Annotated in this window: 17 protein-coding genes; 5 read left to right on the top strand and 12 right to left on the bottom strand. The window is 66.7% G+C overall.

The window, feature by feature from the left end; all coding sequences use genetic code 11:
* Nucleotides 1-6: 6 nt before the first annotated feature.
* Both GUY23_RS04430 and GUY23_RS04425 read right to left on the bottom strand, forming a co-directional pair.
* Nucleotides 7-1197 carry a MarP family serine protease gene (locus GUY23_RS04430; protein ID WP_166970085.1) on the bottom strand — a complete coding sequence of 397 codons (1191 nt, stop codon included), beginning with the start codon at nucleotides 1195-1197 and terminating at the stop codon, nucleotides 7-9.
* Nucleotides 1198-1206: 9 nt separating this feature from the next.
* A complete protein-coding gene (locus GUY23_RS04425) occupies nucleotides 1207-2538 on the bottom strand; it encodes a PrsW family intramembrane metalloprotease (RefSeq protein WP_228282733.1) in 1332 nt (443 codons plus the stop codon).
* A gap of 728 nt (nucleotides 2539-3266) precedes the next feature.
* Between GUY23_RS04425 and GUY23_RS04420 the strand changes: the two genes are divergently transcribed.
* Nucleotides 3267-5216: an LPXTG cell wall anchor domain-containing protein gene (locus GUY23_RS04420; protein WP_166970083.1), complete on the top strand. Its 1950-nt coding sequence runs from the start codon at nucleotides 3267-3269 to the stop codon at nucleotides 5214-5216.
* Between the two features lie 75 nt (nucleotides 5217-5291).
* On the opposite strand, the gene GUY23_RS04415 is transcribed toward GUY23_RS04420, so the two are convergent.
* The 6 genes from GUY23_RS04415 to GUY23_RS04390 are packed head-to-tail and all read right to left on the bottom strand — an operon-like array spanning nucleotide 5292 to nucleotide 11723.
* Nucleotides 5292-6080: an HpcH/HpaI aldolase family protein gene (locus GUY23_RS04415; RefSeq protein ID WP_166970081.1), complete on the bottom strand. Its 789-nt coding sequence runs from the start codon at nucleotides 6078-6080 to the stop codon at nucleotides 5292-5294.
* Nucleotides 6065-6850, bottom strand: coding sequence for a fumarylacetoacetate hydrolase family protein (locus tag GUY23_RS04410; protein ID WP_166970079.1), 786 nt, complete (start codon nucleotides 6848-6850; stop codon nucleotides 6065-6067). Before GUY23_RS04410 ends, GUY23_RS04415 begins: the two co-directional genes overlap by 16 nt.
* 11 nt (nucleotides 6851-6861) lie before the next feature.
* The gene (gene hpaD, locus GUY23_RS04405; RefSeq protein ID WP_166970077.1) at nucleotides 6862-7998 is read right to left on the bottom strand and encodes a 3,4-dihydroxyphenylacetate 2,3-dioxygenase; all 1137 of its coding nucleotides are present in this window, start codon (nucleotides 7996-7998) and stop codon (nucleotides 6862-6864) included.
* Between the two features lie 7 nt (nucleotides 7999-8005).
* The gene (gene hpaE / locus GUY23_RS04400) at nucleotides 8006-9511 is read right to left on the bottom strand and encodes a 5-carboxymethyl-2-hydroxymuconate semialdehyde dehydrogenase (protein WP_166970074.1); all 1506 of its coding nucleotides are present in this window, start codon (nucleotides 9509-9511) and stop codon (nucleotides 8006-8008) included.
* Entirely contained in the window at nucleotides 9508-10239 is a 732-nt protein-coding gene (locus tag GUY23_RS04395; RefSeq protein ID WP_166970072.1) for a GntR family transcriptional regulator, read from the bottom strand. Before GUY23_RS04395 ends, hpaE begins: the two co-directional genes overlap by 4 nt.
* Complete coding sequence (locus GUY23_RS04390) at nucleotides 10221-11723, bottom strand: fumarylacetoacetate hydrolase family protein (RefSeq protein ID WP_166970070.1); 1503 nt, start codon at nucleotides 11721-11723, stop codon at nucleotides 10221-10223. Before GUY23_RS04390 ends, GUY23_RS04395 begins: the two co-directional genes overlap by 19 nt.
* Before the next feature lie 138 nt (nucleotides 11724-11861).
* Here GUY23_RS04390 and GUY23_RS04385 point away from each other — a divergent pair, with 138 nt between their 5' ends.
* Nucleotides 11862-13265: an MFS transporter gene (locus GUY23_RS04385; RefSeq protein ID WP_166970068.1), complete on the top strand. Its 1404-nt coding sequence runs from the start codon at nucleotides 11862-11864 to the stop codon at nucleotides 13263-13265.
* A gap of 45 nt (nucleotides 13266-13310) precedes the next feature.
* Nucleotides 13311-15263 (top strand): FAD-dependent monooxygenase, encoded by a 1953-nt coding sequence (locus tag GUY23_RS04380; protein ID WP_166970067.1) that lies wholly within the window; start codon nucleotides 13311-13313, stop codon nucleotides 15261-15263.
* A gap of 14 nt (nucleotides 15264-15277) precedes the next feature.
* Here GUY23_RS04380 and GUY23_RS04375 read toward each other — a convergent pair whose 3' ends face one another.
* The 4 genes from GUY23_RS04375 to GUY23_RS04360 form a co-directional block, all read right to left on the bottom strand.
* Entirely contained in the window at nucleotides 15278-15847 is a 570-nt protein-coding gene (locus GUY23_RS04375) for a hypothetical protein (protein WP_166970065.1), read from the bottom strand.
* Between the two features lie 75 nt (nucleotides 15848-15922).
* Nucleotides 15923-17599 carry an HNH endonuclease gene (locus GUY23_RS04370; protein ID WP_166970063.1) on the bottom strand — a complete coding sequence of 559 codons (1677 nt, stop codon included), beginning with the start codon at nucleotides 17597-17599 and terminating at the stop codon, nucleotides 15923-15925.
* Between the two features lie 134 nt (nucleotides 17600-17733).
* Complete coding sequence (gene udk, locus GUY23_RS04365) at nucleotides 17734-18345, bottom strand: uridine kinase (RefSeq protein ID WP_166970061.1); 612 nt, start codon at nucleotides 18343-18345, stop codon at nucleotides 17734-17736.
* Between the two features lie 51 nt (nucleotides 18346-18396).
* Nucleotides 18397-19938, bottom strand: coding sequence for an FCD domain-containing protein (locus GUY23_RS04360; protein ID WP_166970059.1), 1542 nt, complete (start codon nucleotides 19936-19938; stop codon nucleotides 18397-18399).
* Between the two features lie 153 nt (nucleotides 19939-20091).
* Between GUY23_RS04360 and GUY23_RS04355 the strand changes: the two genes are divergently transcribed.
* Both GUY23_RS04355 and GUY23_RS04350 read left to right on the top strand, forming a co-directional pair.
* The gene (locus GUY23_RS04355; RefSeq protein WP_208085472.1) at nucleotides 20092-23544 is read left to right on the top strand and encodes a bifunctional proline dehydrogenase/L-glutamate gamma-semialdehyde dehydrogenase; all 3453 of its coding nucleotides are present in this window, start codon (nucleotides 20092-20094) and stop codon (nucleotides 23542-23544) included.
* A gap of 255 nt (nucleotides 23545-23799) precedes the next feature.
* The gene (locus GUY23_RS04350) at nucleotides 23800-26631 is read left to right on the top strand and encodes an ExeM/NucH family extracellular endonuclease (protein WP_166970057.1); all 2832 of its coding nucleotides are present in this window, start codon (nucleotides 23800-23802) and stop codon (nucleotides 26629-26631) included.
* Nucleotides 26632-26679 lie beyond the last annotated feature (48 nt).

The following is a 26679-nucleotide window of genomic DNA, read 5'->3' as shown; positions in this document are numbered from 1 at the left end:
ACTGGTTCAGCTGGTGCACTGCCCCGTCGGCTGCGGGGTGCTGTTGTTCGCCCCGGCTTCGAGTTCGTCGGCGATCTCGGCTCGGGTGAGGGCGTAGCCGGTCTCGTCGTCGGTGGCCGAGCGTGCGAACACCATGCCGACGACCCTGCCCTGAGCATCGATGAGGGGGCCGCCCGAATTGCCTTCACGGACGATACCGCGCACCGAATACACCTCACGGACGACCGAGTTCTCGTCGTAGATGTCGAGGCCGCGAGCGTTGATCTTCTCCCTCACCCGCGTCGGTGAGATCGTGTAGGGACCGTTGGCGGGGAAGCCGACGACCACGGAGTCATCCCCTGCTCCGAGCCCGCTGCCGAAGTCGAGCGCGGGAGCCTCGAGGTCGGGCACCCGGAGGACGGCCACGTCGGCTTCGGCGTCGAATTCGACCACCTCGGCGCGATACGGACGGCCCTTGCCTCCGACCTGGACGGCCAGATCCGAGGAGCCGGCCACGACGTGGGCGTTGGTCGCGACGAGTCCGTCGCGATAGACGAAGCCCGAGCCTTCGGAGCCGGTCGGGCAGCTGGTGGCCGTGGTCGTGATCTTGACGACGGAGTCCTCGACGCTGCGGCCGACGTCGACCATGGCTTCGTCGGGTTCGCCGACGCCGCGGATCTGTTCGGGCTGGCCGGAGAACACCTGCGGGAAACCTGTGGCGTTGAGCCCCTCCGCCAGACTGCCGAGGGCCATCTGGGAGGAGTAGGGGATCGTGCGGTCGATGGAGGCGATGACGGTGGAGTCCGCGACCCACCGGTTCGGTTCGACCAGCGGGGTGGTGCGGACGAAGCCGGCGGCGAGCCAGACGACGAGGACGTAGACGATGCCGGCGGTGATGGTACCGCCGACGGCGTCGATGCCCTGTCCGAGGTCGGAGTCCATCGACCGCTTGATCCAGACGCCGACGCCGCTGCCGGCGAAGGCGAAGAGGACGCTGAGGACCAGCGGCATCGAGGCCAGCAGCATGAGGACACCCGGGTTCTCCATGGCGGTCGTGCCCTCGCTCAGCGTTTCGACCAGCGGCGAGAGCAGACGCCCGAGGATCCAGCCGACGACGAAGCCTGCGGCGGTGCCGAGCCCGGTGATGAAGCCCTGGCGGAAACCGGCGAAGAGCGCACCGATCCCGAAGAGGATGAGAAGGATGTCGAGGACAGTCACGGGCGGCGTCTACCGAACCATTCCCCTGGAGGCGGCCAGCAGTCGCTCGCGAGCATCGGAGAACTGCTTGAGTTCGGCACGTTCGATCTTGCGCTCCTGGTCACCGCCGATGCCGGCGAGGACGCGCATCCTGGTGGTCGAGAGCTTTCCGGAGGTGCGGATCATGGTGCGCATCTCCTCTTTTCCGCCGGGGAACGATTTCGCCCAGTCGCGGCCGTTCTTCCGTCCCTTCCAGGTGCCGAGCATGTCGACCTCGGCGTGGGTGAGCCATCCCGAGTTCGCATAGTCGCCGAGCATGTTCTGCGTGTGCGTCCGTTCGCTTCGTCGCAGCAGGAGCCCGAGCGTCACCCAGGCGCCGGAGAGGATGACGCTGAGGACGATGAGGCCGATGATCTGCGGGAGCATTCCTCCCATGACATCACGGGTCAGTTGTCCCCAAACGCCGAGGAGCGTCATCGATCCGTTCCAGAAACCGTGAAGAAGCATGCCGACGATGAGGCCCGGCAGCCACATGAGGATCGTGGCCCACCAGGGCCATTTCCGGGCTGCGAAGCCGATGCTCACACCGGCGCAGGTTGAGAAGGCGACGTGCAGCAGCGGAGACCCCAGGCAGCGCATAGCGAATGTCACGGCCAGCCCACCGAGCTCGCCCTCGTTCCAGGACTGGCCGAGGTAGAGGATGTTCTCGGTGAAGGCGAATCCTGCACCGATGAGTGAACCGTAGACGAGTCCGTCGAGCGGTCCTTCGAAGTAGCGTCGGGCAGCGAGGACGATGACGACGAGGAGAACGGTCTTCGTCGATTCCTCGAGGATCGGAGCCTGGAAGACGGTGCCGATGATGTCGGGCATCCCGTTGATGCCGACCATGTACAGCGCGATCTCGCCGACGAGGGAGAAGGCGAGGGTGAGGATGACCGCGGCGACAGCACCCCAGAGCAGGCAGATGCCGAGGAGGAGCTTCGGCTGCGGTTTCCATCGATCGAGCCAGAGCACATAGGCGACGATGCCGACGAGCGGGATCGCCGCGAGCCCGATGAGAGCGAACAGCCTGACACCGAAGTTGAATCCTCCGGCGATCGCGAGGATGATCAACCCGCCGACGAGTGCCACGAGCACGAGGATGGCGGCGACGAGCCGGATGATGTTGCCGGTCGAATCGGGTTCGGTCTCCGGCTGTGTCTGCCGGACCGCTCCTGTCCAGGGGGTCTCGGTGACTACCTGCTGAGGCGCCTGCATCCCGGCGCGGATCCGCATCTCCTGCGTGACGGTCGGGGCGAATCTGGGCTGAGCGTAGACGCGTGCCTGTGGCGGCGGCACCTGCATCGGCGACTGGGGTTGCATGGGTGGTTGGCCCTGCATGGGTGGTTGTCGGCGCTGCATCGGTGGCTGACCCTGCATGGGCTGGTCTTGCATGGGCTGGCCCTGCACGGGCGGCTGCTGAAACGGCGGCTGCTGCGATCCCTGCGGGCGCGGACGGAACCGATCATTATTCTGCTGCGGCGGCACTTGCTGAGGCACCTGCTGCGGTACTTGCTGCTGCGGTCCCCCGTGGGCGGGCGGAGCGCCCTGCATCCGCGGGTCCTGTACCTGGGGCGGCTGCGGGCGCCGCGGCCCTGGCTGGTTCGGGTCCTGAGGACCGGGACCGTTCTGTGCCGACATAGATCGTCCTTCTCACGTTGGGGGAATGCACCGCTCATCCAAGTCTAGAGTCGAACTCCGGCATCACGTCGTCGATGTTGTATCCGTCCAGTAACACTTCAGCGGACTGTCACCGCACGCGAATACGCCCCGGGGCGCAATTCCGTCGCACTCGGCTCCTATTCCGTCGCAGTCAGTTCCCACTCCGACGTACGCGGCTGTGGATGGGACGGAGACTCCGGAGCCGCCTCGGCGAGGTCCGTCGTCATCGAACTCATCGGATCCCGCATCAGACGCGGGTGACTCGCCACCTCAGGCCACGCTCGTATCGGGGCCACTCGAGCGTGAAATCCTGTGGATGCAGAATCGTGTTTCCACAGGCTCATATTCGACGCTGGTCAACGTCTGTGTCCGCCGTGTCGAATCAGGGCATGACTACTTTCAGACTCGCATCGCTGCGCACCGCTCTGCTTCTCTCCATCCTCACCGTGGCCTCCCTCATCGGGCTGGGGCCGGCCATGGCCGCGGGTCCGCCGGTCAGCCTCGGCGAAGTCCCTGTGCAGACCGCTCCGAACGCATATGGTCCCGGAATCTGGCACCACGCGAAACAGGGAAAGACCTGGTACGGGTCCTACCGCACGTTCCCAGACACGTCCGCGTACTGCATCGATGCGGGCAAGAAGTCGCCTCTGCCGAAGTATTTCAAGAAGGCGAAAGCCGACCAGGTCACTTCGGCCCAAACCGCCTGGGCTCTCCACACATATGCGGGCTCGAAATCGAAGGATGTGCAGGCTGCGCTCAGCGCCATCGCTCGACTCGACAAGGCTCTGCCCCATGATCACACGGTGCCGCCGCAGAAGCCCGCGGACCTGGGCAAGAAGTTCGCTGGTGCGACTAAACAGCATGCGAAGATCCTCGCGAAGGCGAAGAAGTACGCCGGACCCTACACTCTCGAGGTCAGTCTCGAACCGCTCCTGCGGATGCCTGTGCTCGAACCCCACACCGCCCCGGAGTCCGCCGCTTCTCCTGACTCCTGGGCATCGAAGCCGAAGGACACCGACAAGGGCAAGATCCACGGCACTCCCACGGACGAGGTGACGCTGAAGGTCGCGCTGCTCAGCGCTTCCGGGGCACACGTCCCCGACGTCCCCGTCTCGCTCACGGCGAGCGGCACGAAGGACGCCCCGAAGACCCTGACCACCGAAGATGAGCCCGTGACAACCACGCTGCAGGCGAGCGCGCCCGGCACGCTGTCCGTTGCCGCGAAGGCGAAGGTCGCTCCGCAGACCGTCCGTGTGTTCGAACCGACGTCGGGCACCCGTGTCCAACGGGTCGTCACGCCTGACTCCCCCGCCGCGGTCGCCGGAAAGGCTTCCGTGGACCTGAGCTCTCAGCCGAAGGTGACCACGGAGATCTCGGATCAGTCGCCGACTCCCGGTGAGAGCGTCACGGACGAGTTCACCGTCTCCGGTCTCATCGGCGACCACACCGTCACCGTCGAACACACCCTGTGGCAGACGGCGACCGAGCCGAAGCAGGGCACGAAGAACGACGACGCCCGCGAAATCGGGTCGGTGACCTCGAAGGACGTCGGCAACGGCACTCACACTTCGGGGGAGGTCACGGTGCCCGAGGACTTCCGCGGCTGGCTGTACTTCACCGAGACGATCGCCGGAGACAAGGCGACGAAGGAATGGAAGGGCATCCACGGCCAGCCTCGAGAGACGGGGTTCGTCCCCTGGACTCCGACTGCCGACACCGAGGCGGTGCTCGAGGGAACATCGACCCACGACGAGGTGGCCGTGGCCGGGCTGCGGCCCGATTCCGAGGCCGTGGTCACCGTCACCGCCTACCACGTGGAAAGCGAGCCCGAGCTGTCACAGAAGGTGCAAGGCGAGGAGCTCTCGGTTCAGGACTTCACCGTCGTCGCCGATGCTGACGGCAGAGCCGAGATCAACACCGAGGCGATCGACATGCCCGTCGGCTGGGTCACCTACGTCACCGCGATCGAAGGCAGCGATGTCAATGCGGAGTGGACGAGCGACTGGGGTGTTCCCGCCGAGACCGTGCACCGCCCACCCGAGGAGAAGCCGAGCACTCCCCCGGCGCCGCCGACACCGGAAGAACCGAGCACGCCGCCGGCGCCGCCCGAGCAGCCGACCACACCTCCCGAGCAGCCGGAATCTCCCGAAGCCCCGGAGAAGCCTGAGACCCCGCCGGTCGCGCCGGTCGCCGAGACTCCCGCGGCCCCGGCCCCACCGGCCGAGCTGCCTCGCACAGGCACCACCGGCAACGGCATGCTCATCGGCATGGGCATCGTCCTCGTCGGCCTCGGATCCACGATATTGCTGATCTCCGGCAGCCGCCGTGAGAAGGACTGATCCGCCTGTGAATGCACTTCACTCCCGGTCTGCCCGCGAGCACACTGCCTGCGAGCAGTCCGGGGTGAAGCGTATTCAGTCCTGCACCCATTCCTTCGCCCAGGCGCGGGCGCCGTTCATCATCAGGCCGACATCGGCGCCGACGAGAACGAACGAGGCGCCGGCCTCCAGGTACTGACGGGCCTGGTCAGGGTCGAAGGCGTTGACACCGACGGGTTTGCCGGCCGCGCGCACAGCCTCGAACGTCCGGATCACCGCGGCGGTGACGTCCGGGTGCGTCTGCTGACCGAGCAGGCCCATCGAGGCTGCCAGGTCCGAGGGTCCGACGAAGACGCCGTCGATGCCGTCGACTCCGGCGATGTCGGCGGCATTGTCGACCGCGGTCGCCGATTCGATCTGCACGGTCAGCGACACGAGGTCCTCGGCTCGACCGAGGTATCCGTCCACGGCATTCCACCGTGAGGCCCTGGCCAGGGCCGATCCGACCCCGCGCACACCTTTGGGCGGGTAGCGGACGGACGCCACGGCCGCCTCGGCGTCGGTCTTCGTGTCGACCATCGGCACGAGCAGATTCTGCGCGCCGAGGTCGAGGTACGCCTTGATGAGCACCCGGTCATTCACCGGCACGCGCACCACGGGAGTGGCCGGGTAGCCGTTCATGGCGCGCAGCAGGCTCGTCGTCGTTTCGAGACCGATCGGGGAATGCTCGGCGTCGATGAGCACCCACTGCATGCCTGAGCTCGCGGCGATCTCGGCGGCCACGGGCGAACCCGAGCACACCCACATCCCGGCCAGGTACTCTCCCCCGTCGAGGCCGGCCACCCGGTCGGTGAAGGTCTGTGGAAGGTCTACGCGAATCGGCATGTGATGGCTCCCAACTCTCCATAATCGGCGTGGACGGTGTCTCCCGGATGGACCCACATGGGGCGGGTGAACGATCCGGCGAGCACAGTCTCTCCGGCGCGGAGGACATCGCCGTGTTCGGCGAGTCTGTTCGCCAGCCACACGATGCCGCGGGCCGGATGGTCGAGGACGGCGGCGGCGACACCGGAGTCCTCGATCGTCTCGTTGCGGTAGAGCAGCGCGTTCACCCGCCGCAGATCCACGGTGTCGACGGCGACCGGACGACCGCCGAGGACCATTGCGCCGAGTGCCGCATTGTCCGAGATCGTGTCGACGATCGTGCGGCCTTCCATCTCGATGCGCGAGGAGAGGATCTCGAGCGCCGGGACGACGTATTCGGTGGCGCGGAGGACATCGAAGAGGCTGACGTCGGGTCCGGCCAGCTCCTCGCGCAGCACGAAGGCGAGTTCGACCTCGATGCGCACGCCCGAATACTGCGCATGTTCGATCACGGACCCGGTGTCATAGACCTGGTCGGCGAAGATCGCCCCGTAGTCGGGTTCGGTGATGCCGGTGGCATGCTGCATCGGCTTCGAGGTCAGGCCGATCTTGTGGCCGAACAGCCGACGACCGGCTGCCTCGCCGCGGCGGCGCCATTCGTTCTGCACCGCATAGGAGTCCTCGACCGTCATATCCGGGTATTGCGAGGTCAACCGCGGGATTGTCGTACGGTTCCGCTCCGCCTCGGCGAGGTCGTCGGCGATCTTCGCGATCGTCGCTTCATCAAGCATCAGGGGTCCTTTCAGAGCTGGTTGCCCAGCTTGCCTTCGGTCTCATCCGCACGGGTGTAGGAGAACCCGTCCGCGCCGATCGTCACGGCCATCTCCGAATCGTCCGTGCGGGCATGCACCGGCTGTGGATTGCCGTCGAGATCGAGGACGAGGGAGGCGTCCGTGTACCAGGAGGGCACGACGGGGTTGCCCCACCAGTCGCGGCGCTGATTGTCGTGGACGTCCCAGGTGACGACCGGATTGTCCGGGTCACCGGTGTAGTAGTCCTGCGTGTAGACCTCGACGCGGTGACCGTCGGGGTCACGCAGGTAGAGGTAGAACGCGTTCGAGACGCCGTGGCGGCCGGGACCGCGCTCGATCGAATCGGACCGGCGCAGCGCACCGAGCTTGTCGCAGATGGCGAGGATGTTGTGCTTCTCGTGGGTGGCGAAGCAGACATGGTGCATGCGCGGTCCGTCGCCTCCGGTCATCGCCGTGTCATGGACGGACGGTTTGCGGCGCATCCATGCGGCGTAGACCGTTCCCTCCTCGTCCTGGATGTCCTCCGTGACGCGGAAGCCGAGGTCCTGCATGTACTTCACAGCCCGCGGGACGTCCGGAGTGACCTGGTTGAAGTGGTCGAGGCGGACGAGTTCGCCGGGGATGTGCAGGTCGTAGCGCCACGACATGCGCTCGACGTGATCGGACTGGTAGAAGAACTCGTACGGGAAGCCGAGCGGATCGACCACCCGCACGGAGTCGCCCACTCCCTTGACGAAACCGTCCGGGCTGCGGCGGACATCGCAGCCGAGTTCGGTGTAGAAGGCCACCGCCTTGTCGAGCTCTTCCGCGCTGCGGACCCGGTAGGAGAATGCGGCCACAGCAGCGACCTCGCCCTTGCGCAGGACGAGGTTGTGGTGGATGAATTCCTCCGTCGACCGCAGGTAGAGCGTGTTCTCGTCCTCTTCGGTGACATAGAGTCCGAGCACGTCGACGTAGAACTCCCGCGAGGCGGCGAGGTCGGTGACGACGAGTTCCATATAGGCGCAGCGGAGGATGTCGGGCGGACTCGCTTGGGGTGTGGCGATGGGGTTGTCCGTGACGATCGGCGCCTCCTGGCTGACGAAGTAGCCGGCCGAGGTCAGTGTCATGTCTTTGCGGTTGGTCATGTCAGCCTCACTGCTTTCCGAAGACCGGATTGTGGACCTCGCCGAGGTTGATGTGCACGGACTGCTGTTCCGTGTAGAAGTCGATCGAGCGGTAGCCGCCCTCGTGGCCGAGGCCCGAGGCCTTGACCCCACCGAAGGGGGTGCGCAGATCGCGGACATTGTTCGAGTTCAGCCATACCATGCCTGACTCCACGGCCTGCGAGAAGTTGTGCGCCCGCTTGAGATCCGAGGTCCAGATGTAGGCGGCGAGACCGTACTTCGTGTTGTTCGCAAGCTCCAGGGCTTCGGCCTCTGAGCTGAAGGGGGTGATCGCGACGACGGGCCCGAAGATCTCCTCCTGGAAGATCCGCGCATCGGGCATGACATCGGCGAAGACGGTGGGCTGGACGAAGTTGCCGGTCTCGAAGCCCTCAGGACGTCCGCCACCGGCGACGAGGCGAGCCTCGGTCTTGCCGATCTCGACGTAGGACATGACCTTCTCGTAGTGTTCGGGGTGAACGAGGGCGGCCACCTCGGTGTCGGGGTCTGCAGGCAGACCCACCTTCACACGCTTGGCCTGGGCGGCGTAGCGCTCGACGAACTCGTCGTAGATCGAGTCCTCGACGAGGATGCGCGAACCGGCAGTGCAGCGCTCCCCGTTGAGGGAGAAGACGCCGAAGATCGTGGCGTTGACGGCAGCCTCGATGTCCGCATCGGCGAAGACCACGGCCGGGGACTTGCCGCCGAGCTCCATCGACAGGCCCTTGAGCCAGGGGGCGGCGTTGGCGAAGATCGTCTGTCCCGTGCTCGATTCGCCGGTGAAGGAGATGAGCGGAACGTCCGGGTGCTTGACCAGCGAGTCACCGGCGAAACCCTCCTCGCCGAAGCCGTTGACCATATTGAACACGCCTGTGGGCAGCGCTGCCTCTTCGAAGATTCCCGGCCACAGGGAGGCCGAGAGCGGGGTGAACTCAGCGGGCTTGAGCACGACGGTGTTGCCGGTGGCGATCGCCGGACCGAGCTTCCACGACTCGAGCATGAACGGGGTGTTCCACGGGGTGATGAGCCCGGCCACGCCGATGGGCTTGCGGTTGACGTAGTTCGCCTGGCGGCCCGGGACTTTGAAGGCGTCGTCGACCTGGGCGACGATGAGGTCGGCGAAGAAGCGGAAGTTCTCCGCCGCGCGTGCCGCCTGGCCTTTGGCCTGGGTGATCGGCAGACCCGAGTCGAAGGACTCCATCGCGGCGAGTTCGTCCTTGCGGGACTCGACGATGTCGGCGATTCGGTAGAGGATCCGGGCGCGTTCGCGGGGCAGCATCGTCGGCCATGGGCCGTCATCGAAGGCGGTCTTCGCCGCTGCCACGGCCGCTTCGATGTCGGCCTTCTTGCCTGAGGCGGCCCGGATGTAGGGCTCATTGGTCACGGGGTTGAGGACGTCGAATTCCTCCCCGTCGATCGAATCGACGAACTGCCCGCCGATGTAGTGGCGGATCTTCTCCGGCAGTCCTGCCGGGGGTGTGGTGGACTCTGTCATGGCTGGTCCTTTCCTGTGACTGGGGTCAGTGCTGGGGTCGTCTGTGAGTTCTGGTAGCTGTGCAGCGTGGCCGATCGGTGCTCCCGCACCGCCCGCTCGACCTCCTGCGCCGAGGCCCTGGCCCGGATGAGGGCGAGGATGCGGGAGTGCTCCTCGACGGATTCGAGCGCACGGTTCGGAACGAACGCGAACGTCGAATCCCGCAGATGGGAGAGCCGATCCCATTCGAGCCCGACGAGGGTGCACAGCCGTTCGTTGGGGCAGCGCCGGTAGAGCGCCTCGTGGAATTCGTGGTTGAGCCGGGTGAACTCGGCCGGTTCGAAAACCTCGAGCAGGGCCCGCATTGCCTCGTTGATCCTCTCCGCCGCGGTGAGGTCCTCCTCGCCGAGGTGGCCCAACGCGGCTGCCACGGCTGCACCTTCGAGGACGGCCACCGTCTCCATCGACTGGGCGTAGGAGCCTTGGTCGACCATGGCGACACGTGCCCCGACGTTGCGCTCGAAGGTCACGAGTCCGTCGGCCTCGAGACGGCGGATAGCCTCGCGGACCGGCACGACCGAGGTGTCGAGTTCGAGCGCGATCTGGGCGAGCACGAGCTTGTGCCCGGGCTGGTAGGTCTGATCGGCGACGCGTTCGCGGATCCACCGGTAGGCGGTCTCGGCCTTGCTCAGCACCTCCGGCGCTCCCGGCTCGGTCGCGGCCGAAGTGCTCACTGCTGGGCCTTCCATTCCTCGAACTTCGTCTTCCACTCACCCTGGGGTGGGAAGAGCCCGTCGATGGGGTGTCCGGCGGCGACCTGTTCGGCCACCCAGCCGTCCTCGGTCTCCTTCGCCAGTGCCGCGTCGACGACCTCCTCGACGAGGTCGCGGGGGATGACGATCGCTCCGTCGTCATCGGCGACGATGACGTCGCCGGGCAGGACGGTGGCGTTTCCGCAGGCCACGGCCACGTCGGATTCCCATGGGACGTGGCGGCGGCCGAGTACGGCGGGGTTCGTCGCGGTCGCGAACACGGGCAGGATGCCGGCCACCTCGGCGGAGTCGCGGACTCCCCCGTCGGTGATGACTCCGGCGGCGCCGAGGGACTTCGCGCGCAGCGCCAGGATGTCGCCGAGCGTGCCCGAGCCCGATTCGCCCCTGGCTTCGATGACGATGACCTCGCCTGGTCGGATCGAGTCGAAGGCCCGCTTCTGTGCGTTGTATCCTCCGCCGTGGGTTTTGAACAGGTCCTCGCGGTTGGGCACGAAGCGCAGGGTCTTCGCGGTGCCGACGATCCTGCTGCCGGGCTTCAGCGGTGCAACGCCTTCGATGACGACGTTATTGAGCCCGCGAGCACGCAGTTGGGCCGAGAGCCCGGCGGTCGGAGCTACGCGGAGGCGAGCCAGGAGTGACTCATCGAGGGCGGCTGCGCTGTCGTCCGCGTCGTCAGATTCGGGCGGCAGGCCGGCGGCCTCACGCGAACCCCAGGCGTCGACGATGAGCGCTTCGTCGACGGCCGGGGTGCTGCCGAGGTCTTCGTCGAAGTCGCCGGGACCGGCGACGACGGTCGTGGTCAGTCGACCGGAGCTGCGTTCTTCGCCGTTCGCTTCCCCCTTCGCCGAGGCGGCCGTGACCTCCACCTCGACCGTGTCACCTGGGGCGACGACGGAGGAACCGGCAGGGGTTCCGGTGAGGACGACGTCTCCGGGTTCGAGGGTGAGGTGCTGGCTGAGGTCGGCGACGATGCGCGGCAGGCTGAAGATCAGCTGATCCCCGCTCGTTCCGTCGTCCTGGACGAGCTCGCCGTTGACCCACGTGCGGATGCGCAGGGAATCGGGGGCCGCCTCGGCGGCGGGGATGAGCTCGGGACCGAGCGGTGTGTAGCCGTCGCGGCTCTTCGAGCGCAGGTTCGACCCCTTGTCGGGGGCCTTGAAGTCGTAGAGGCCGAAGTCGTTGGCCGCGGTCACTCCGGCCACATGGGACCAGGCGTCGGCCTCGGTGACGTTGCGGGCGGCGGTGCCGATGACGACGGCGACCTCGCCTTCGAAGGCGAGCAGCGAGGTGCCGGCCGGGCGGGCGATCGTCTCCCCCGAAGCGGCCACGGAGCTCGCGGCCTTGAGGAAGTAGGACGGCTGGGCGGGCCGTCTTCCGCGCTGGGCGGCCCGGGATTCATACGCCACATGAACGGCGATGATCTTGCCCGGTCGGGCGGGAACACCGGCTGGAGTCGACATCGATCTCACACCTCATTTCGATTGGCTTCACGACCGATCGTATATGATACGGTTCCTGCAGACAAGTAAACCGGGACACAGCTTCACCGCTGAAACAGCTGTCCCGGAGACCCCATCGCACGTGAGGACAGAGAAGTCATGGCAGCACAGCACACCCAGACCAGGGTGGCGTTCGCGACGATCGTGGGCACGAGCATCGAGTGGTACGACTACTTCCTCTACGCGGCAGCCTCGGGACTGGTCTTCAACCAGCTCTTCTTCGGCCCGCTCGGGTCGACGATGTCGACGATGGTCGCCTTCGCGACGGTCGGCATCAGCTTCCTCTTCCGCCCCTTGGGCGCCTTCCTCGCCGGTCACTACGGCGACAGGCTCGGTCGTCGCGTCGTCCTCATCATCACGCTCATCGCCATGGGCGCGGCCACGGCTCTCATCGGCTTCCTGCCGACGTATGAGTCCGCGGGCGCACTGGCCCCGATCCTGCTCATCGCCCTGCGCATCGTCCAGGGCGTCTCCGCCGGCGGCGAATGGGGCGGGGCCGTCCTGCTCGCGGTCGAACATGCAGGCGAGAAGACCCGCGGCCTGCGCGGATCCTTCCCTCAGATCGGGGTCTCGATCGGCCTGCTGCTGTCCTCAGGAGTGCTCGCGCTGATGACGTCGATCGCCCCGGGCGAGGCCTTCCTCGAATGGGGGTGGAGGGTGCCTTTCTACCTCTCGGTCGCCCTCGTGTTCGTCGGGTACTGGATCCGCCGCGGCGTCGAGGAATCCCCGGTCTTCCACGAGATCGCCGCCCGCAAGGAGCAGGTGTCGAACCCGCTGGGCCGCCTGTTCAAGGGCCACTGGCTGCTCGTCGTCCTCGCCTCCCTGGTGTTCATGGGCAACAATGCCGCGGGGTACATGACCACGGGCGGATACATCCAGAACTTCGCCACGGATCCGGCCGGCCCCATCGGCCTCGAGCGCGGTCCCGTGCTGTGGGCGGTGGCCGCCTCGGCGGTGTCCTGGCTGGTGTTCACAATCATCGCCGGTGCGGTCTCGGATCGGATCGGGCGTCGGAACACCTACATCCTCGGCTGGCTCCTGCTGCTGATCGGCATCGGATCGCTGTTCCCGCTCGTGGGCACCGGCCGCATCGAGATGCTGCTGCTCGGCCTCGTCATCCTCACCGTCGGCCTCGGATTCACCTACGGTCAGCAGCCGGCGATGTACGCCGAGCTGTTCCCCTCGAGCGTCCGCTTCTCCGGCGTCTCGGTCTCCTATGCGATCGGGTCGATCCTCGGCGGGGCCTTCGCCCCGACGATCGCAAAGGCCCTCGTCTCAGCGACGGGCACGACCACCTCGGTGGCCGTGTATCTGGGCATCGTCACCGTGCTCGCGCTCATCGCCACGCTGATGCTGCGCGATCGCACCGGGATTCCGCTGGGCCCCGACCACGAGGCCGAGCAGTCGGTGAGTCCGATCATCGGGATGGGATCGCGCGCAGACCTGACCAGCTCGAGCGGTGACCGGGACCACTCCGGCACCAGCAGATCGTATATGAACTGATAGCATTCGAATATCACGACGAAGTGTCACGAACCGGAGGTTGACATGCATTTCCACCAGAACGGCTACGTCTCGGCCGATCCGCGGATCGAGGAGGCCGCAGGCTTCGGAGTCGATCGCAGCGAGGATCTGCCCGATGAGGTCGATGTCCTCATCGTCGGCAGCGGACCCGCGGGAATGATTGCGGCCGCGCAGCTCTCGCAGTACCCCGACGTCAACGCGAGGATGATCGAGAAGCGCGATTCGCGTCTGGTCATCGGTCAGGCCGACGGCATCCAGGCGCGTTCGGTCGAGACGTTCCAGGCGTTCGGCTTCGCCGAGGAGATCATGCGCGAGGGCTACCACATCACGGAGATGTCGTTCTGGAACCCGGATCCGGAGAACCCCGAGCACATCATCCGCACCGGTCGACCGAAGGACGATGAGCACGGAATCAGCGAGTTCCCTCACCTCATCGTCAACCAGGCGCGCGTGCTCGACTACTTCGCCCAGTTCGCTGTCCAGTCGCCGGGCCGGATCACCCCCGACTACGGCATCGAATTCGTCGACCTCACTGTCGACACCGATGTCGACGAGGGCGCCGACGAGGCAGCCGCTGCGTCGGCGAAGGAGCATCCGGTCTCCGTCACCGTCCGCTATACCGCCGGCGAACGCGCCGGCGAGGAGCGGACGATTCGCGCCGGCTACGTCGTCGGCTGCGATGGGGCCAGGTCGAAGGTGCGGTCGGCGATCGGCCGGACGATGACTGGCGACCAGGCCAATCACGCGTGGGGTGTGATGGATGTGCTCGCGAACTCCGACTTCCCCGACATCCGCACCAAGTGCGCGATCTCATCGAAGAACGGCAACATCCTCCACATCCCGCGCGAGGGCGGTCACCTCTTCCGCATGTACGTCGACCTCGGCGAGGTGCCGGCAGACGATGCACGGAGGGTGCGGTCGACGGGCATCGACGAGATCATCGCTCGGGCGAACGCGATCATCGCCCCGTACAGCATCGATGTGAAGAACGTGGCGTGGCACAGTGTCTACGAGGTCGGGCACCGTCTCACGGATGCCTTCGACGACTCGGACGAGTCGGATCCCGGCTCGCCCTGCCCGCGCGTGTTCATCACCGGCGATGCCTGCCATACGCACTCGGCGAAGGCCGGTCAGGGCATGAACGTGTCGATGCAGGACGGGTTCAACATCGCGTGGAAACTCGGGCAGGTGATCACAGGGCGGTCATCGACGGAGCTGCTGCGGACCTATTCGGCGGAACGCCAGGTGGCGGCGAAGAACCTCATCGACTTCGACAAGGAATGGTCGACGCTCATGGCGACACCGCAGGAGGAGCTGCCGGACAAGACCTACCTCGAGGAGTTCTACGTCAAAACCGCGGAGTTCCCGGCCGGCTTCATGACCGAGTACACCGAGTCGATGATCACGACTTCGACAACGCATCAGGAGCTTGCGGCCGGATTCCCGATCGGCAAGCGGTTCAAGTCGGCGAGAGTCAAGCGCAGCTGCGACGCGAACTTCGTCCACCTCGGCCACGAGGCCCGCGCCGACGGCCGCTGGCGCATCTACGTCTTTGCCGATCGCGCTGCCCCGACGGCCGGCGGCGATTCTGCGGCCGATGCACGGTCGAAGGTGAACGCGTTGGCCACTTGGCTGGAATCGGACCCGGCCTCTCCCCTGGTCGCCTACCGACGCGAGGGTGAGGACGTCGATGCCCTGGTCGAACTCAGCGTGATCTACCAGCAGGAGCACAAGGAGTTCGCGTTTCCCGATGTGCCGCAGGTCTTCCGTCCGCATGTGGGCGCCTTCGACCTCGAGTACGTGGAGAAGATCTATGCGACGCTGCCCGACGAGGACATCTTCGAAGCACGGGCGATCAGTCGCGACGGTGCTGTCGTCGTGGTTCGTCCCGACCAGTACGTCGCGGGAATCTTCCCCGTGGATGCTCATGAGGAGATCGGCGAGTTCTTCGCAGGAGTCTTCGCTCCGGTGAAGTGAGGCCGGCTCGGCCTTCACGCGGCCGAGCCCTGGTTCTTCTTCATGCACCGTCTGATCCGGTCGCGGCGTTCGCGGGTCCGTCGCGCCTCGGCGATGAGTCCGCAGATTCCGGCGGCGATGAAGAGCAGGCTGCCGACGACCCAGAAGCCGAAGCCCGCGGCCGGGTAAGCGATCTCCATTCCGCCGGTGGGCATGCCGTTCGCGGTCTGTCCGTCCCAGAGCAGATAGGGCGGATCGACGACCATCTGCAGCAGTCGCAGGCCGAGCCCTGTGCCGAGGACGATCGCGGCCACCGACCACCACTTCGAGGCCTCCATGAGCCACGCCGTGACGGCGCCGACGAGGATGACGACCCACAGAAGGAGGTAGACCTCATCGAGGTCGTTCATGTCGATCGGTGAGAATCCGAGGGAGGTGACCCGGATCCGCAGGGAATCGGGTTCGCCGCTGTCGAGAACGGGCACGAAGATCGTGATCACCCAACAGGCGACAGCACCGAGCGGCAGCACTTGGGCCACGAGACCGAGACCCCGCCCGATGCCGTCGCTCGATCCTGCGCCCGTAGTGCCGTGTTCCCTGACCATAGAAACGATCCTCTGATGAGGGGGTGTTCCAGGTGTTCCCGCGATGTTGCAGATCCGACACGGCCGGCCTTCAGATCAGCCGCGGCTGATGATCTGCGCGACCAGCTGCCGCTCGATCTGGCTGTCGGTGCACACCGGCTCCGACCGCATCTGCCCGATGACGGTGCGCCTGCGGGCGTCCTTCTCGGCGCGGGTGCAGTACCGGCGGGGAAGATGGTGCTCGGCGAACTCGGCGGGCGGGTCGATGGTCCACCATTCGCCCGAGAAGTCGGCGAACTTCTCGGCCTCTGCCGAGGTGATCGGCAGACAGAGAAGGTCGACCTCGCGCGACCCGGTGCCGTCGGTCTCGCCCACGTCCGCCGCACCCGACGAACCGGGCACGTCCGCGCCAGGCCTCTCAGGTTCGAGGAACCGGGAGAAGGCGAGGCGCCAGTCGGCTGCGTCCGGTGGGGAATTACCCGACCGAGGCGCCACCTCGGGGCGGGGGAACCTCATCCGTCGCACCAGTGCCGGGGTCGCTGCCTCGTAGCTGCGGCCGCTCGGGGTGGTGACCTTGAGCCCCTCGGCGGTCGCTTCGTGGAGCCAGCCGGGGTGTTCCTTGGCGTAATTGCAGGCCGCGCACAGCCCCGAGCCGTTCTCCCAGCTCGTCTGCCCGCCCTCGGCGTAGGACTCGGCATGATCGGCGTGCCGGATGGGCGCATCGCACCAAGGGGTCCGGCACACGTCGTCGCGGAAGACGAGCATCTGGCGCAGGCGACCGGTGAACTCGCGGCCTCGCGCCTCCATGCCCACCAGCTGTCCGTCCTCGGGGCGGGTGAAGATTCGATTGATGAACATCTGAGCCTCGTTCGCGGCCACGAACTCGCGCGCCGTCTTCGCCGGCAGCGGGCCGAAGCCAGGCAGCCAGGCCGGAACCATGCCGTCCGAGAGCAGCGATTCGGCCTCGACCAGCAGGTGGATCTCCGCCGGAACCGCGGCCGCCTCCGCCTGTCCGCTCAGCCGTTCGACGAACAGGTCGGCCATCACCTGCTGACGGCCCCGACCATCCGCGCCGCCTCCGGCGGTGATCGTCTCGGCACCGTCACGGAGGCTCTCGAAGGCGGCAATGGCTTGAGGCAGCGGCAGGATCGCCGAGATCCTGCCCATGCCGTCCTCGATCGGGGTCAGGCTCACCCGGCGGTTCGCCGCCGCCTTCGCCGCACGCTTTGCGGCCGCCTCGGCGTCCATCTCCGCGCTCAGCGCTCGCGCTTCGGCGCGCAGGCTGCGCAGTCCCGCCGGTCCCAGGCTCCGTTTCATGCGTGTGTCGACCCTGCGACGATCGGCGTCGTCGAGCACGGCGGTCTCCTCGACCATGATCCGCGCCTTGTCCTCCGAGATCTCCCCGGTCGACAGTGCCTTGAACGTATTGGGCATACCCGTCACGACGGTGCGGGAGGTGCTGAGGAACTTCCGCCCCGAACCGGGCGAGACCTTCTTCGCCAGCCCAACCTCGTCGCCGGCCCGCCTCCCGCACTCGCGGGCGGGCACACGGTTGACCTGGTCGCGGTGGATGCGCAGCTCTTCGAAGGCCAAGGCCTCCCTGGCCTGAGCTGCGACGACGGTGGCCTTGAGCTCCTCGAGCGCGGTGATCCGCGCGAGCGTCTCGGCCTCGGTCTCACCGACCGCGAGAGCGCGCAGGAGGGCACCGAACCGAGTGATCTCGGTCAGCGCTGCGGAATCCTCCATCGGATCCCAGGCGGGGTCGGTGTCCATGAAAAGACCGTACTGCGCGGCACTGACATGACTTCCACCTTCGCCCCAACAGTGGCTGTTTGACCTGGTCAGACTGTCCAACCAGAGGTCGGACCGGCCAACCATAGGCCGGACCGGTCGAGAAGAGATCCGCCTCAGCCGACCCCGCGCTGGATCCGGTTGAGGATCATGTCCATCGCGACGATGTTGTGCCCGCCCTCGGGGATGATGAGGTCGGCGTTGCGCTTCGAGGGCTCGACGTAGAGCTCGTGCATCGGCTTGACCGTGCCCAGGTACTGATCCTCCACCGACTGCAGGGTCCGCCCGCGGTCGACGACGTCGCGTTTGATCCGCCGCAGCAGCCGCACATCGGCATCGGTGTCGACGAAGAGTTTGATGTCGAGCAGGCCGCAGATCCGCGGTTCGGCGAAGATGAGGATGCCCTCGACGATGACCACCGGGGCGGGCTCGACACGGGTCGTCTCATCGCTGCGGTTGTGGTTCGAGAAGTCATAGACCGGGCTGTCGACCGCCTGCGAGGCTCGCAGCGCGATGAGGTGTTCGACGAAGAGGTCGTTGTCGAAGGCGTCGAGGTCGTCGTAGTTGACCTGCTCCCGCTCCTCGTAGGTCAGATCGTCACGCCGCTTGTAGTAGTTGTCGTGATAGAGCACAGAGGGCGGTCCCGCGCACTTGTCCAACAGCGCCTGAGTCAGCGTCGTCTTTCCGCTGCCGGTGCCGCCGGCCACGCCTACAACCAAAGTCTCCACGCCCCAAATCTATACCACCACCCCCGCCGAGGTGGCTCCCGCCTCCCGTACTCACGCGAGGCTGCGCGTCAGCTGAGTCCACAGCTCCTGGTCGAAGCGACGCCGTCCGAGCAGGCCCGCCATATGCCGCACCGCATTGTCGACCTTGCCCCTCCAGACCTCGATGGCGGTCTTCGCGTCCCCGCGGCTCAGGGCCGCGAACATCGCCCGGTCGTCGCTGACGATGCGGTCGCTGGCCGGCGAGTAGTCGAGCTGGAGCACGGAGATGAACAGCCTCAGCCGCAGCGTCACGGCCTCGAACACCCGTGCGGACTCGCGCAGCCCCGAGGCCCTGGCGAGCTCCTGCTGGTAGTGCAGGTCGGCGTCCTCGACGTCGATCCCGCTGCGCGTCGGCGCCGACGCCTCGACCTGCCGCAGGGCCAGCTGTACGGGCACGAGGTAGCGCTGTGGACGCAGGGACAGAGAGCGCAGCACCACCTCGCCGATGGCCATGCGGGCGGCATAGAGGTCGAGCACATCGCCGGTCGTGATCAGCGGGATCCGCGCACCACCGCGGGACCCATCGAGCAGCTTGTCATCGACCATCCGGCGCAGCGCCGCGTCGACCGATGCGCGGGGCACGCGCATACGCCGGGAGAGCAGGCGAGGATTGATCCTGTCCCCGGGCTCGTAGGCGGAGTCGATGATCTCTTCGCGCAGAGCGATCGCGAGGTGTTCGGTGATCGACCGCGTCTCTTTCGGCAGCCACGACGAGATCTCCATTGAGTCAGAACTCATGGAACTTCTCGACGCATCCACACCGACCGAATCGCGCCACAACACACCTTCGAGACCGTTCCTCACTCGGGCCGAGAGCAGATCGAGCAGCGAGCCGGGGATGTCCTGGCATCCAGCGAGGAGATCCTTGAGCGCCTCGAGGAACTCGGCGAAGTCACGGTGGACCTCCACCCGGGAATCGGATTCCGCGACGACCTCGACCGGCACCTCCCCCAGAGGGTCGAAGACGAGGAAGCGGTCGCTGCCGCCTGCGGCGATGAGTTCGAGCAGATTATCGGTCGGCACCTGCCGATGCTCGCTGTCGAAGCGCTGCGCCCATCGCCCCACTCCGGCTGAGCGCAGTGCGGCGGCGATTCCTGCGATGCGCCGCTGGATCCGCCGAGGCGGCACCGCAGGTCCGCCGCCACCGTCCTCGCCGCCGGCATCCTCGGTGCGCGCACCGAGGATGAGGAGGGGGAACCCAGCAGCAACGAGGCTGAGTTCGCGTCCGCCCCCGACGTCGGTGAGGGGTACGGTGAGACCGCGCACGGATCGCGACACGATGCTCTGACTCAGCCCCGTCGCCTCGGCCAGGGCCCGCGTCGAATAGTCCTTCCCCGAGATCCGCGCCCCGGCGGTGGCGACGAGCGCCTCGACGACCTGATCGGCCGTGTCCTGGATCGGCGGGCGCCCGCTGCGCGGGCGATCGGCGAGGTCGGAACGACCGACCCAGCGACGCAGGCTCGACGGTGACGCACCCGTGTTGGCGGCCACCTCGGCGAGGGTGGAGGTCTTCAGCGCCGCCACGGCCTCACGGCGGAATTCCGGGGAGTACATGACTCAATTCTAGGACTTCTGACTCACTCATTCCTCCTTCCGTTTCCGATCCCTTCACCACGCGAATTCCGCGGCGCATACTGAAGCCGACGACAGCTCCACGGTCAGCGCCGATGCGTGAGAGCACCAGAAAAGACAGAGAGGGAAGCACCGTTGCTGCACACCGACACCGATCTCGAACAGCTGACCGCCCGGTCCATCGACACCGTCCGCCGATGGCTGCGGGTGGCGACGTCGAAGACCGCCGCGAAGAACCCCGCCGCCGAACGGCTCTCCGCGGTCCTCTCCGATCCCAACGGTCTCGACTTCACCGTCGGGTTCGTCGACCGCGTGGTGCGCACCGATGACGTCCACGCGGCCGCCGACGCCCTGAGCGAGGTCGGCAAGCTCGCCCCCGAGACCATGTCCGCTCTCGACCGTGCCCAGATCAGGGCCGGTGCTGCGCTCGGACGGATCGCCCCGCAGGTCGTCGTGCCCGCCGCCCGCACCCGCCTGCGCCAGATGGTCGGGCACATGGTCGTCGACGCCCGCGACAAGCAGTTCGGCAAGACCGTGGCCGCGCTCACCGGCGACGGCCACCGACTCAACATCAACCTCCTCGGTGAAGCCGTGCTCGGTGACGGCGAGGCCGATCATCACCTCGAAGAGACCCACCGTCTGCTCGCGCGGGAGGACGTCGACTACGTCTCGGTCAAGGTCTCCTCGGTCGCCTCGCAGATCTCGATGTGGGCCTTCGATGAGACGGTCGACTACGTCGTCGACCGTCTCCGTCCCCTCTACAGTCAGGCCGCGAAAGCTCCGACGGGGGCGAAGTTCGTCAACCTCGACATGGAGGAATACCAGGACCTCGAGCTGACGATCGCCGTGTTCACCCGGCTGCTCTCGGAGCCGGAGTTCAAGGACCTCGAGGCCGGAATCGTCATCCAGGCCTACCAGCCCGACGCCCTCGGCGCGGTGCAGCGTCTGAGCGAATTCGCTGCGAACCGCGTCGAGAACGGCGGAGTCGGCGTCAAGGTCCGCCTCGTCAAGGGCGCGAACCTCGCGATGGAGACCGTGCACGCCGAGATCGCCGGCTGGCCGGCGACGACGTGCGATTCGAAGCAGTCAACGGACGCGAACTACAAGCGGGTCCTGCACTGGCTGTTCACGCCTGAGCGGATGAAGGGGCTGCGCATCGGCGTAGCCGGACACAACCTCTTCGACATCGCCTTCGCCCACCACCTCGCCGATGACCGCGAGGTCACCCACCGAGTCGAGTTCGAGATGCTCCAGGGCATGGCCAGCGAACAGGCTGCCGCCGTGACCGAGGACGTCGGCGACCTCCTCCTCTATGTCCCTGCCGTACACCCGAAGGAGTTCGACGTCGCGATCTCCTACCTCGTGCGCCGCCTCGAGGAGAACTCCGCCTCGGAGAACTTCATGTCCGGCATCTTCGACCTCGCCAACGGCAACGAGGTATTCAAACGCGAGGCCGACCGGTTCACCGCCGCCGTCGCCCAGCTCGAGGGCATCCTCGAGACCGAGGGTGAGACCGCGCCGAAGCCGAACCGGACCCAGGATCGCGCCGCCGAGGCGGATTCCACGGCCGCCGCAGCAGCCTCGGTGGTCCCCGAGCAGTTCTTCAACGAACCCGACACCGATCCTTCCTTGCCGGCGAACCAGGCGTGGGTGCGAAAGATCATCGCCGAGGCGACCGCCCCGGGCTACCTCGACGACCGCCCTCATGCGCCGAGTGTCGAATCGACGGACGAACTCGATGAGATGATCGCCCGCGGTCGCGCCGCGGCGAAGGGCTGGCGCGAGCTCGGGGCGGCCGGTCGTGCGGAGATCCTCCACAAGGCGGCGAACATCTTCGCTGCCCGCCGCGGTGAGTTCATCGCCGTCGAGGCCGCCGAGGTCGGCAAGATGCCCTCGCAGTCAGACCCCGAGGTCTCCGAAGCCATCGACTTCATCCGCTACTACGCGATCAACTCGCTCGAACTCGAGAGCCTCGACGGTGCGACGTTCACCCCGGACGAGATGGTCGTCATCACTCCCCCGTGGAACTTCCCCATCGCAATCCCCACCGGCGGCACGGTGGCGGCCCTGGCGGCCGGGTCCGCGGTGATCCACAAGCCATCGAAGCCGACGCCGCACTGCTCGGCGCTCATCATCGACTGCCTGTGGGAGGCCGGCGTTCCGAAGGACGTCCTCCAGCTGTGCGCCCCTGTCGAGCGCGAGCTCGGCCAGCATCTCGTCTCGCATCCCGATGTCGACAGGGTCATCCTCACCGGGGCCTCGGAGACGGCGGCGCTGTTCAAGTCCTTCCGCCCCGAACTCCACGTCAACGCGGAGACCTCGGGCAAGAACGCCCTGGTCATCACCCCGGCCGCGGACCGGGACCTGGCAATGGCCGATCTCATGTATTCGGCATTCGGCCACGCCGGGCAGAAGTGCTCGGCCGCCTCGTTGGGCATTATGGTCGGTTCGACCTACGATTCCGAGCGTTACCGGCGCCAGCTCGTCGATGCCGCCTCGTCGATGGTCGTCGACTGGCCGGCGAACCTCGCGGCCACCATGGGACCACTGACCGAGGATCCCTCCGACAAGCTGCACCGGGCGCTGACCTCGCTCGAGCCCGGCGAGTCCTGGCTGCTCGAGCCCAAGCAGCTCGACGACACCGGCCGGCTGTGGAGCCCGGGCATCAAGGATGGGGTGAAGCCGGGGTCGTTCTTCCACCTCACTGAGGTCTTCGGTCCGGTGCTCGGACTCATGCACGCCCATGATCTCGACGAGGCGATCGAGTTCCAGAACGCCGTGGACTTCGGGCTCACCGGCGGCATCCACTCCCTCGACCCCGAGGAGGTCGCCACCTGGCTCGACCGGGTGGAGGTCGGCAACGCCTACGTCAATCGCGGCATCACCGGAGCGATCGTGCGCCGGCAGTCCTTCGGCGGCTGGAAGCAGTCGTCGGTGGGGCTGGGGTCGAAGGCCGGCGGGCCGAACTACCTCATGCTCTTCGGTCACTTCGACGATGACCCGGCCTCGCTGCCGGGTGCCGGAGACGACGACAATCGCCGCCTCGAGGCGGCGAAGGCCGATGATCGCCGCTGGTTCGATCGCGAATTCGGGGCGGCGAAGGACCTCACCGGGCTCAATGCCGAAGCGAACATCTTCCGCTACCGCCCACGCCCGGTCACCCTGCGAGTGAGCGCCGAAGCGAGCCTGTTCGACCTCGAACGCTCCCTGCATGCGGCGGCGACCGTGGGGTCGACGGTGCAGGTCTCCGTCGCCGAGGATGTGCCCGCCGAGGTGAAGCTGGCCATCACGAACGCCAATGTCGCGGCTCGCACGGAGTCGGCGGAGAAGTTCGCCGAGATGGTGGGCGAAGGTCGCTACGACGACACCGTGGGTGCGCGCATCCGCATCCTCGGCCGCTTCGAAGACGAGCTGCTGGCCGCGGCCGCACCGCGCCCGGAGGTCGCGATCATCGATGAGCCGGTGACCTCCTCGGGGAGAGTCGAGCTGCGGTACTACGTGCAGGAGCAGGCGGTGTCGATGACGCTGCACCGCTTCGGCAACCCCAGCCGCGACTTCCACACCCTCGCCACCACCCTCACCTCCTAATTGCTACCTGACGGCGGCCCAGCAACCTCGCGCGAGGTTGCTGGGCCGCCGTCACGTAGTTCTGGGAGGGAAGGGGAGTTGGCACTCACCGTGTAGGATCGGTCACATCCGTGACGTTCAGTGGACTGCCCGAGTGTTCACAAGCTGTTCACATCTTCGCCGTCGTCGTCGACGTGTGGGCCAGTAGGGTGCAAAAGTCTGCGCGCGTGAAGCGTCACGTTGTGCACCGCTTCTCAGCCTTGACGAAAGGGCACCATGAAAGTCACGACCACCCTCTCCGCCGCCGCAGCGATCAGCCTCGTCGCGGGACTGACGCTCCCGCTGGACCCTGCCGGTGCCGCCACCGTCGCGGATGCCGATACCCCGGCCGGCGACACTCACATCTCCGAGATCGCCTACACGCTCGACACGGACTTCGTCGAGATCGCCGCCGATCCCGGTACCGATGTCTCGGGCTGGACCGTCGGTTCCGTGACTCGCGGAGGCAGCGTCCAGGCACAGGAGAACACGACCACGGTGCCGGAGGACACGACGGTCGGCGACTCCGGCGCACTGGCGCTCGAGGTGCCGATCACGAACTCCGTCAGGGCAGGCTCGGCCGCCGACGGCGATTACGGTTCGAGCGCCTTTGTCATCGACGAATCCGGCGCGCTTCTTGATTTCCAGCAGATCGGCGGCACCGTCGGCGGCAAGGGAGTCACCGGCACGAAGAACACCTTCACCCCCGATCCCGTCATCGGCCAGGACGCCGAACCGACCGGCGCGACTGCCTCGGGCGGAGACTCGATCCAACTCGTCGATGACGCCTGGACATCCGCCTCCCCGACCCCGAATGCCCTACCCGACAGCGACGACGACGGCGACGGGGACGACGGCGACGGGGACGACGACGGCGATGGCACCACCCCCGGCGAAGTCACCCCGATCGCCGACATCCAAAGCACAGGCGAGGAAAGCCCCCTGCAGGGCAAAAAGGTGACCACCCGCGGCATCGTCACCGCCGCCTATCCCGAGGGCGGCCTCGACGGCTACTACATTCAGACGCCGGGGTCCGGTGGCCCCGACGATGCGACCCCGGGAGCCTCCGACGGCGTGTTCGTCTATTCCCCCGACACCGTCGCCGACGTGGACATCGACGACCACGTCGAGGTCACCGGCACCGTGTCCGAACGCTACGGCCAGACCCAGATCTCCGTGTCCGTCAGCGGACTGACCACGCTCGATGAACCCGCCGAGGCGGTCAAACCGGATGAGGACGCGTTCCCCGACGATCCTGCCGAACGTGAGGCGCTCGAGGGCATGCTCCTCCAGCCCGGCGAAGCGCTGACCGTGGCCGATAACTACAACACGAACACGTACGGTGAGGTCGTGCTGGCCACCGGCGAGGGCACCCTCCCGCAGGCCACCGACGTCGAACGACCCGGCAGCCCCGAGGCGAAGGCCCTGGAGCAGGAGAACCTCGAACGTGAGGTCGTCCTCGACGACGGGGCGACCGTCAACTTCCTCAAGTCCGACACGGACGTGCCGCTGCCCTACCTGTCCAAGGACGCCCCGGTCCGTGTCGGGGCGAGCGCGTCGTTCACCTCGCCCGTGGTCCTCGGCTTCGATCACGAGAAGTGGCGGTTCCAGCCGACGACCCGTCTGACCGGTGATAACGCCGAAGCAGTGCAGCCGACGAGATTCACCGACACTCGCACCGACGCCCCGGAATCCGTCGGCGGTCAGGTCAGCCTCGCGAGCTTCAACGTCCTCAACTACTTCACCACGACCGGTGATCAGCTCGACGGGTGCGAGTACTACGATGATCGCGAAGGCAACCACATCACCGTCCGCGGCGGCTGCGATACTCGTGGAGCGGCGACGGAGGAGAGCCTCAAGCGCCAGGAGACGAAGATCGTCACCGCGATCAACAAGGTCGACACCTCTGTCGTTTCGCTCATGGAGATCGAGAACTCCGCGGCCTTCGGCGAGGATCGCGACGCGGCCCTGTCGACGCTCGTCGATCGCCTCAACGAGGCGGCCGGGGCCGAGAAGTGGGCTTTCGTGCCCTCCCCCACGCAGGTGCCGTCCGATGAGGACGTCATCCGCAATGCGCAGATCTATCAGCCCGCCGAGGTGGCCCCGCAGGGAGTGTCAACGATCCTTGACGATGAGGATGCGTTCTCGAATGCGCGCGAACCCCTGTCCCAGGCGTTTGCACCGAAGGATTCGGCCGGCGAGGTCGAGAAGGACAAGACCTTCGTGACGATCACGAACCACTTCAAGTCGAAGGGTTCGGGCGAGGGCCCGGGCAATGAGGACAGCGGTGATGGTCAGGGAGCCTCGAACGCCGACCGTGTGATGCAGGCGAAATCACTCGTGGACTTCGCCGCAGACCGGCAGGAGGCTGCGGACAGCGACTTCGTCTACCTGCTCGGAGACTTCAACTCCTACACGCAGGAGGATCCGATGCAGGTCTTCTACGAGGCCGGGTACAAGGATGTCGCAGCGGAGAAGACGAAGAAATCGACCTATGTCTATCAGTCACGCACCGGCAGCCTCGACCATGTGCTCGCGCTCGACACCTCGACAGACGGGGACGCGTCGACCGGTGCACAGAACACCGGCACCGAGGCGGCCCTGCCTTCCAGCGGATTCGACGCGATCACCGGCGCCGACGTGTGGAACATCAATTCGGTCGAACCGCTCGCTCTCGAATACAGCCGGTTCAACTACAACGTCGCCGATCTCTTCGCACCGGACCAGTTCCGCGCCTCCGACCACGATCCGGTGGTCGTCGGACTCTTCGATGAGGACTCGGAGGACGGGGCCGACGAGGGTTCCGAGGACGCAGACAGCTCGGACTCTGCCGGCTCGGACGGCGGCGGAAGCAACGCCGACGGCGGCAGCTCGGCCGCTGACGGCGGTGCTTCTGCAAGCGATTCCGACGGGACGAACGCTGGCAGCAACAGCGCGAGCGGCAGCGACGCGGCCGGCCATCTGCCCAGAACGGGTGCCGACCCGACGGTGATGATGGCGATCGCGGCGGGTCTCATCGCGATCGGCGCGAGCGTCGTCCTCCTCATCCGCCGGCGCCGTCTGAGCTGAGGAGAGATGCCTTAGGTGGGAAGAATGGTCGGATCATTCTCGACCTGA

The sequence above is a fragment of the Brevibacterium atlanticum genome (assembly GCF_011617245.1).
GTDB classification, from domain to species: Bacteria; Actinomycetota; Actinomycetes; order Actinomycetales; family Brevibacteriaceae; genus Brevibacterium; species Brevibacterium atlanticum.
Note: the sequence above shows the minus strand (reverse complement) of the source record. Positions and strands in the feature narration are given on the sequence as shown.

Bases quoted from the DNA above. Each gene is read 5' to 3' on its own strand.
- GUY23_RS04425 (WP_228282733.1), bottom strand. From the start codon at position 2,538: ATGCAACCCCAGTCGCCGATGCAGGTGCCGCCGCCACAGGCACGCGTC.
- GUY23_RS04420 (WP_166970083.1), top strand. From the start codon at position 3,267: ATGACTACTTTCAGACTCGCATCGCTGCGCACCGCTCTGCTTCTCTCC.
- GUY23_RS04415 (WP_166970081.1), bottom strand. From the start codon at position 6,080: ATGCCGATTCGCGTAGACCTTCCACAGACCTTCACCGACCGGGTGGCC.
- GUY23_RS04410 (WP_166970079.1), bottom strand. From the start codon at position 6,850: ATGCTTGATGAAGCGACGATCGCGAAGATCGCCGACGACCTCGCCGAG.
- hpaD (WP_166970077.1), bottom strand. From the start codon at position 7,998: ATGACCAACCGCAAAGACATGACACTGACCTCGGCCGGCTACTTCGTC.
- hpaE (WP_166970074.1), bottom strand. From the start codon at position 9,511: ATGACAGAGTCCACCACACCCCCGGCAGGACTGCCGGAGAAGATCCGC.
- GUY23_RS04395 (WP_166970072.1), bottom strand. From the start codon at position 10,239: ATGGAAGGCCCAGCAGTGAGCACTTCGGCCGCGACCGAGCCGGGAGCG.
- GUY23_RS04390 (WP_166970070.1), bottom strand. From the start codon at position 11,723: ATGTCGACTCCAGCCGGTGTTCCCGCCCGACCGGGCAAGATCATCGCC.
- GUY23_RS04385 (WP_166970068.1), top strand. From the start codon at position 11,862: ATGGCAGCACAGCACACCCAGACCAGGGTGGCGTTCGCGACGATCGTG.
- GUY23_RS04380 (WP_166970067.1), top strand. From the start codon at position 13,311: ATGCATTTCCACCAGAACGGCTACGTCTCGGCCGATCCGCGGATCGAG.
- GUY23_RS04375 (WP_166970065.1), bottom strand. From the start codon at position 15,847: ATGGTCAGGGAACACGGCACTACGGGCGCAGGATCGAGCGACGGCATC.
- GUY23_RS04370 (WP_166970063.1), bottom strand. From the start codon at position 17,599: ATGGACACCGACCCCGCCTGGGATCCGATGGAGGATTCCGCAGCGCTG.
- GUY23_RS04360 (WP_166970059.1), bottom strand. From the start codon at position 19,938: ATGTACTCCCCGGAATTCCGCCGTGAGGCCGTGGCGGCGCTGAAGACC.
- GUY23_RS04350 (WP_166970057.1), top strand. From the start codon at position 23,800: ATGAAAGTCACGACCACCCTCTCCGCCGCCGCAGCGATCAGCCTCGTC.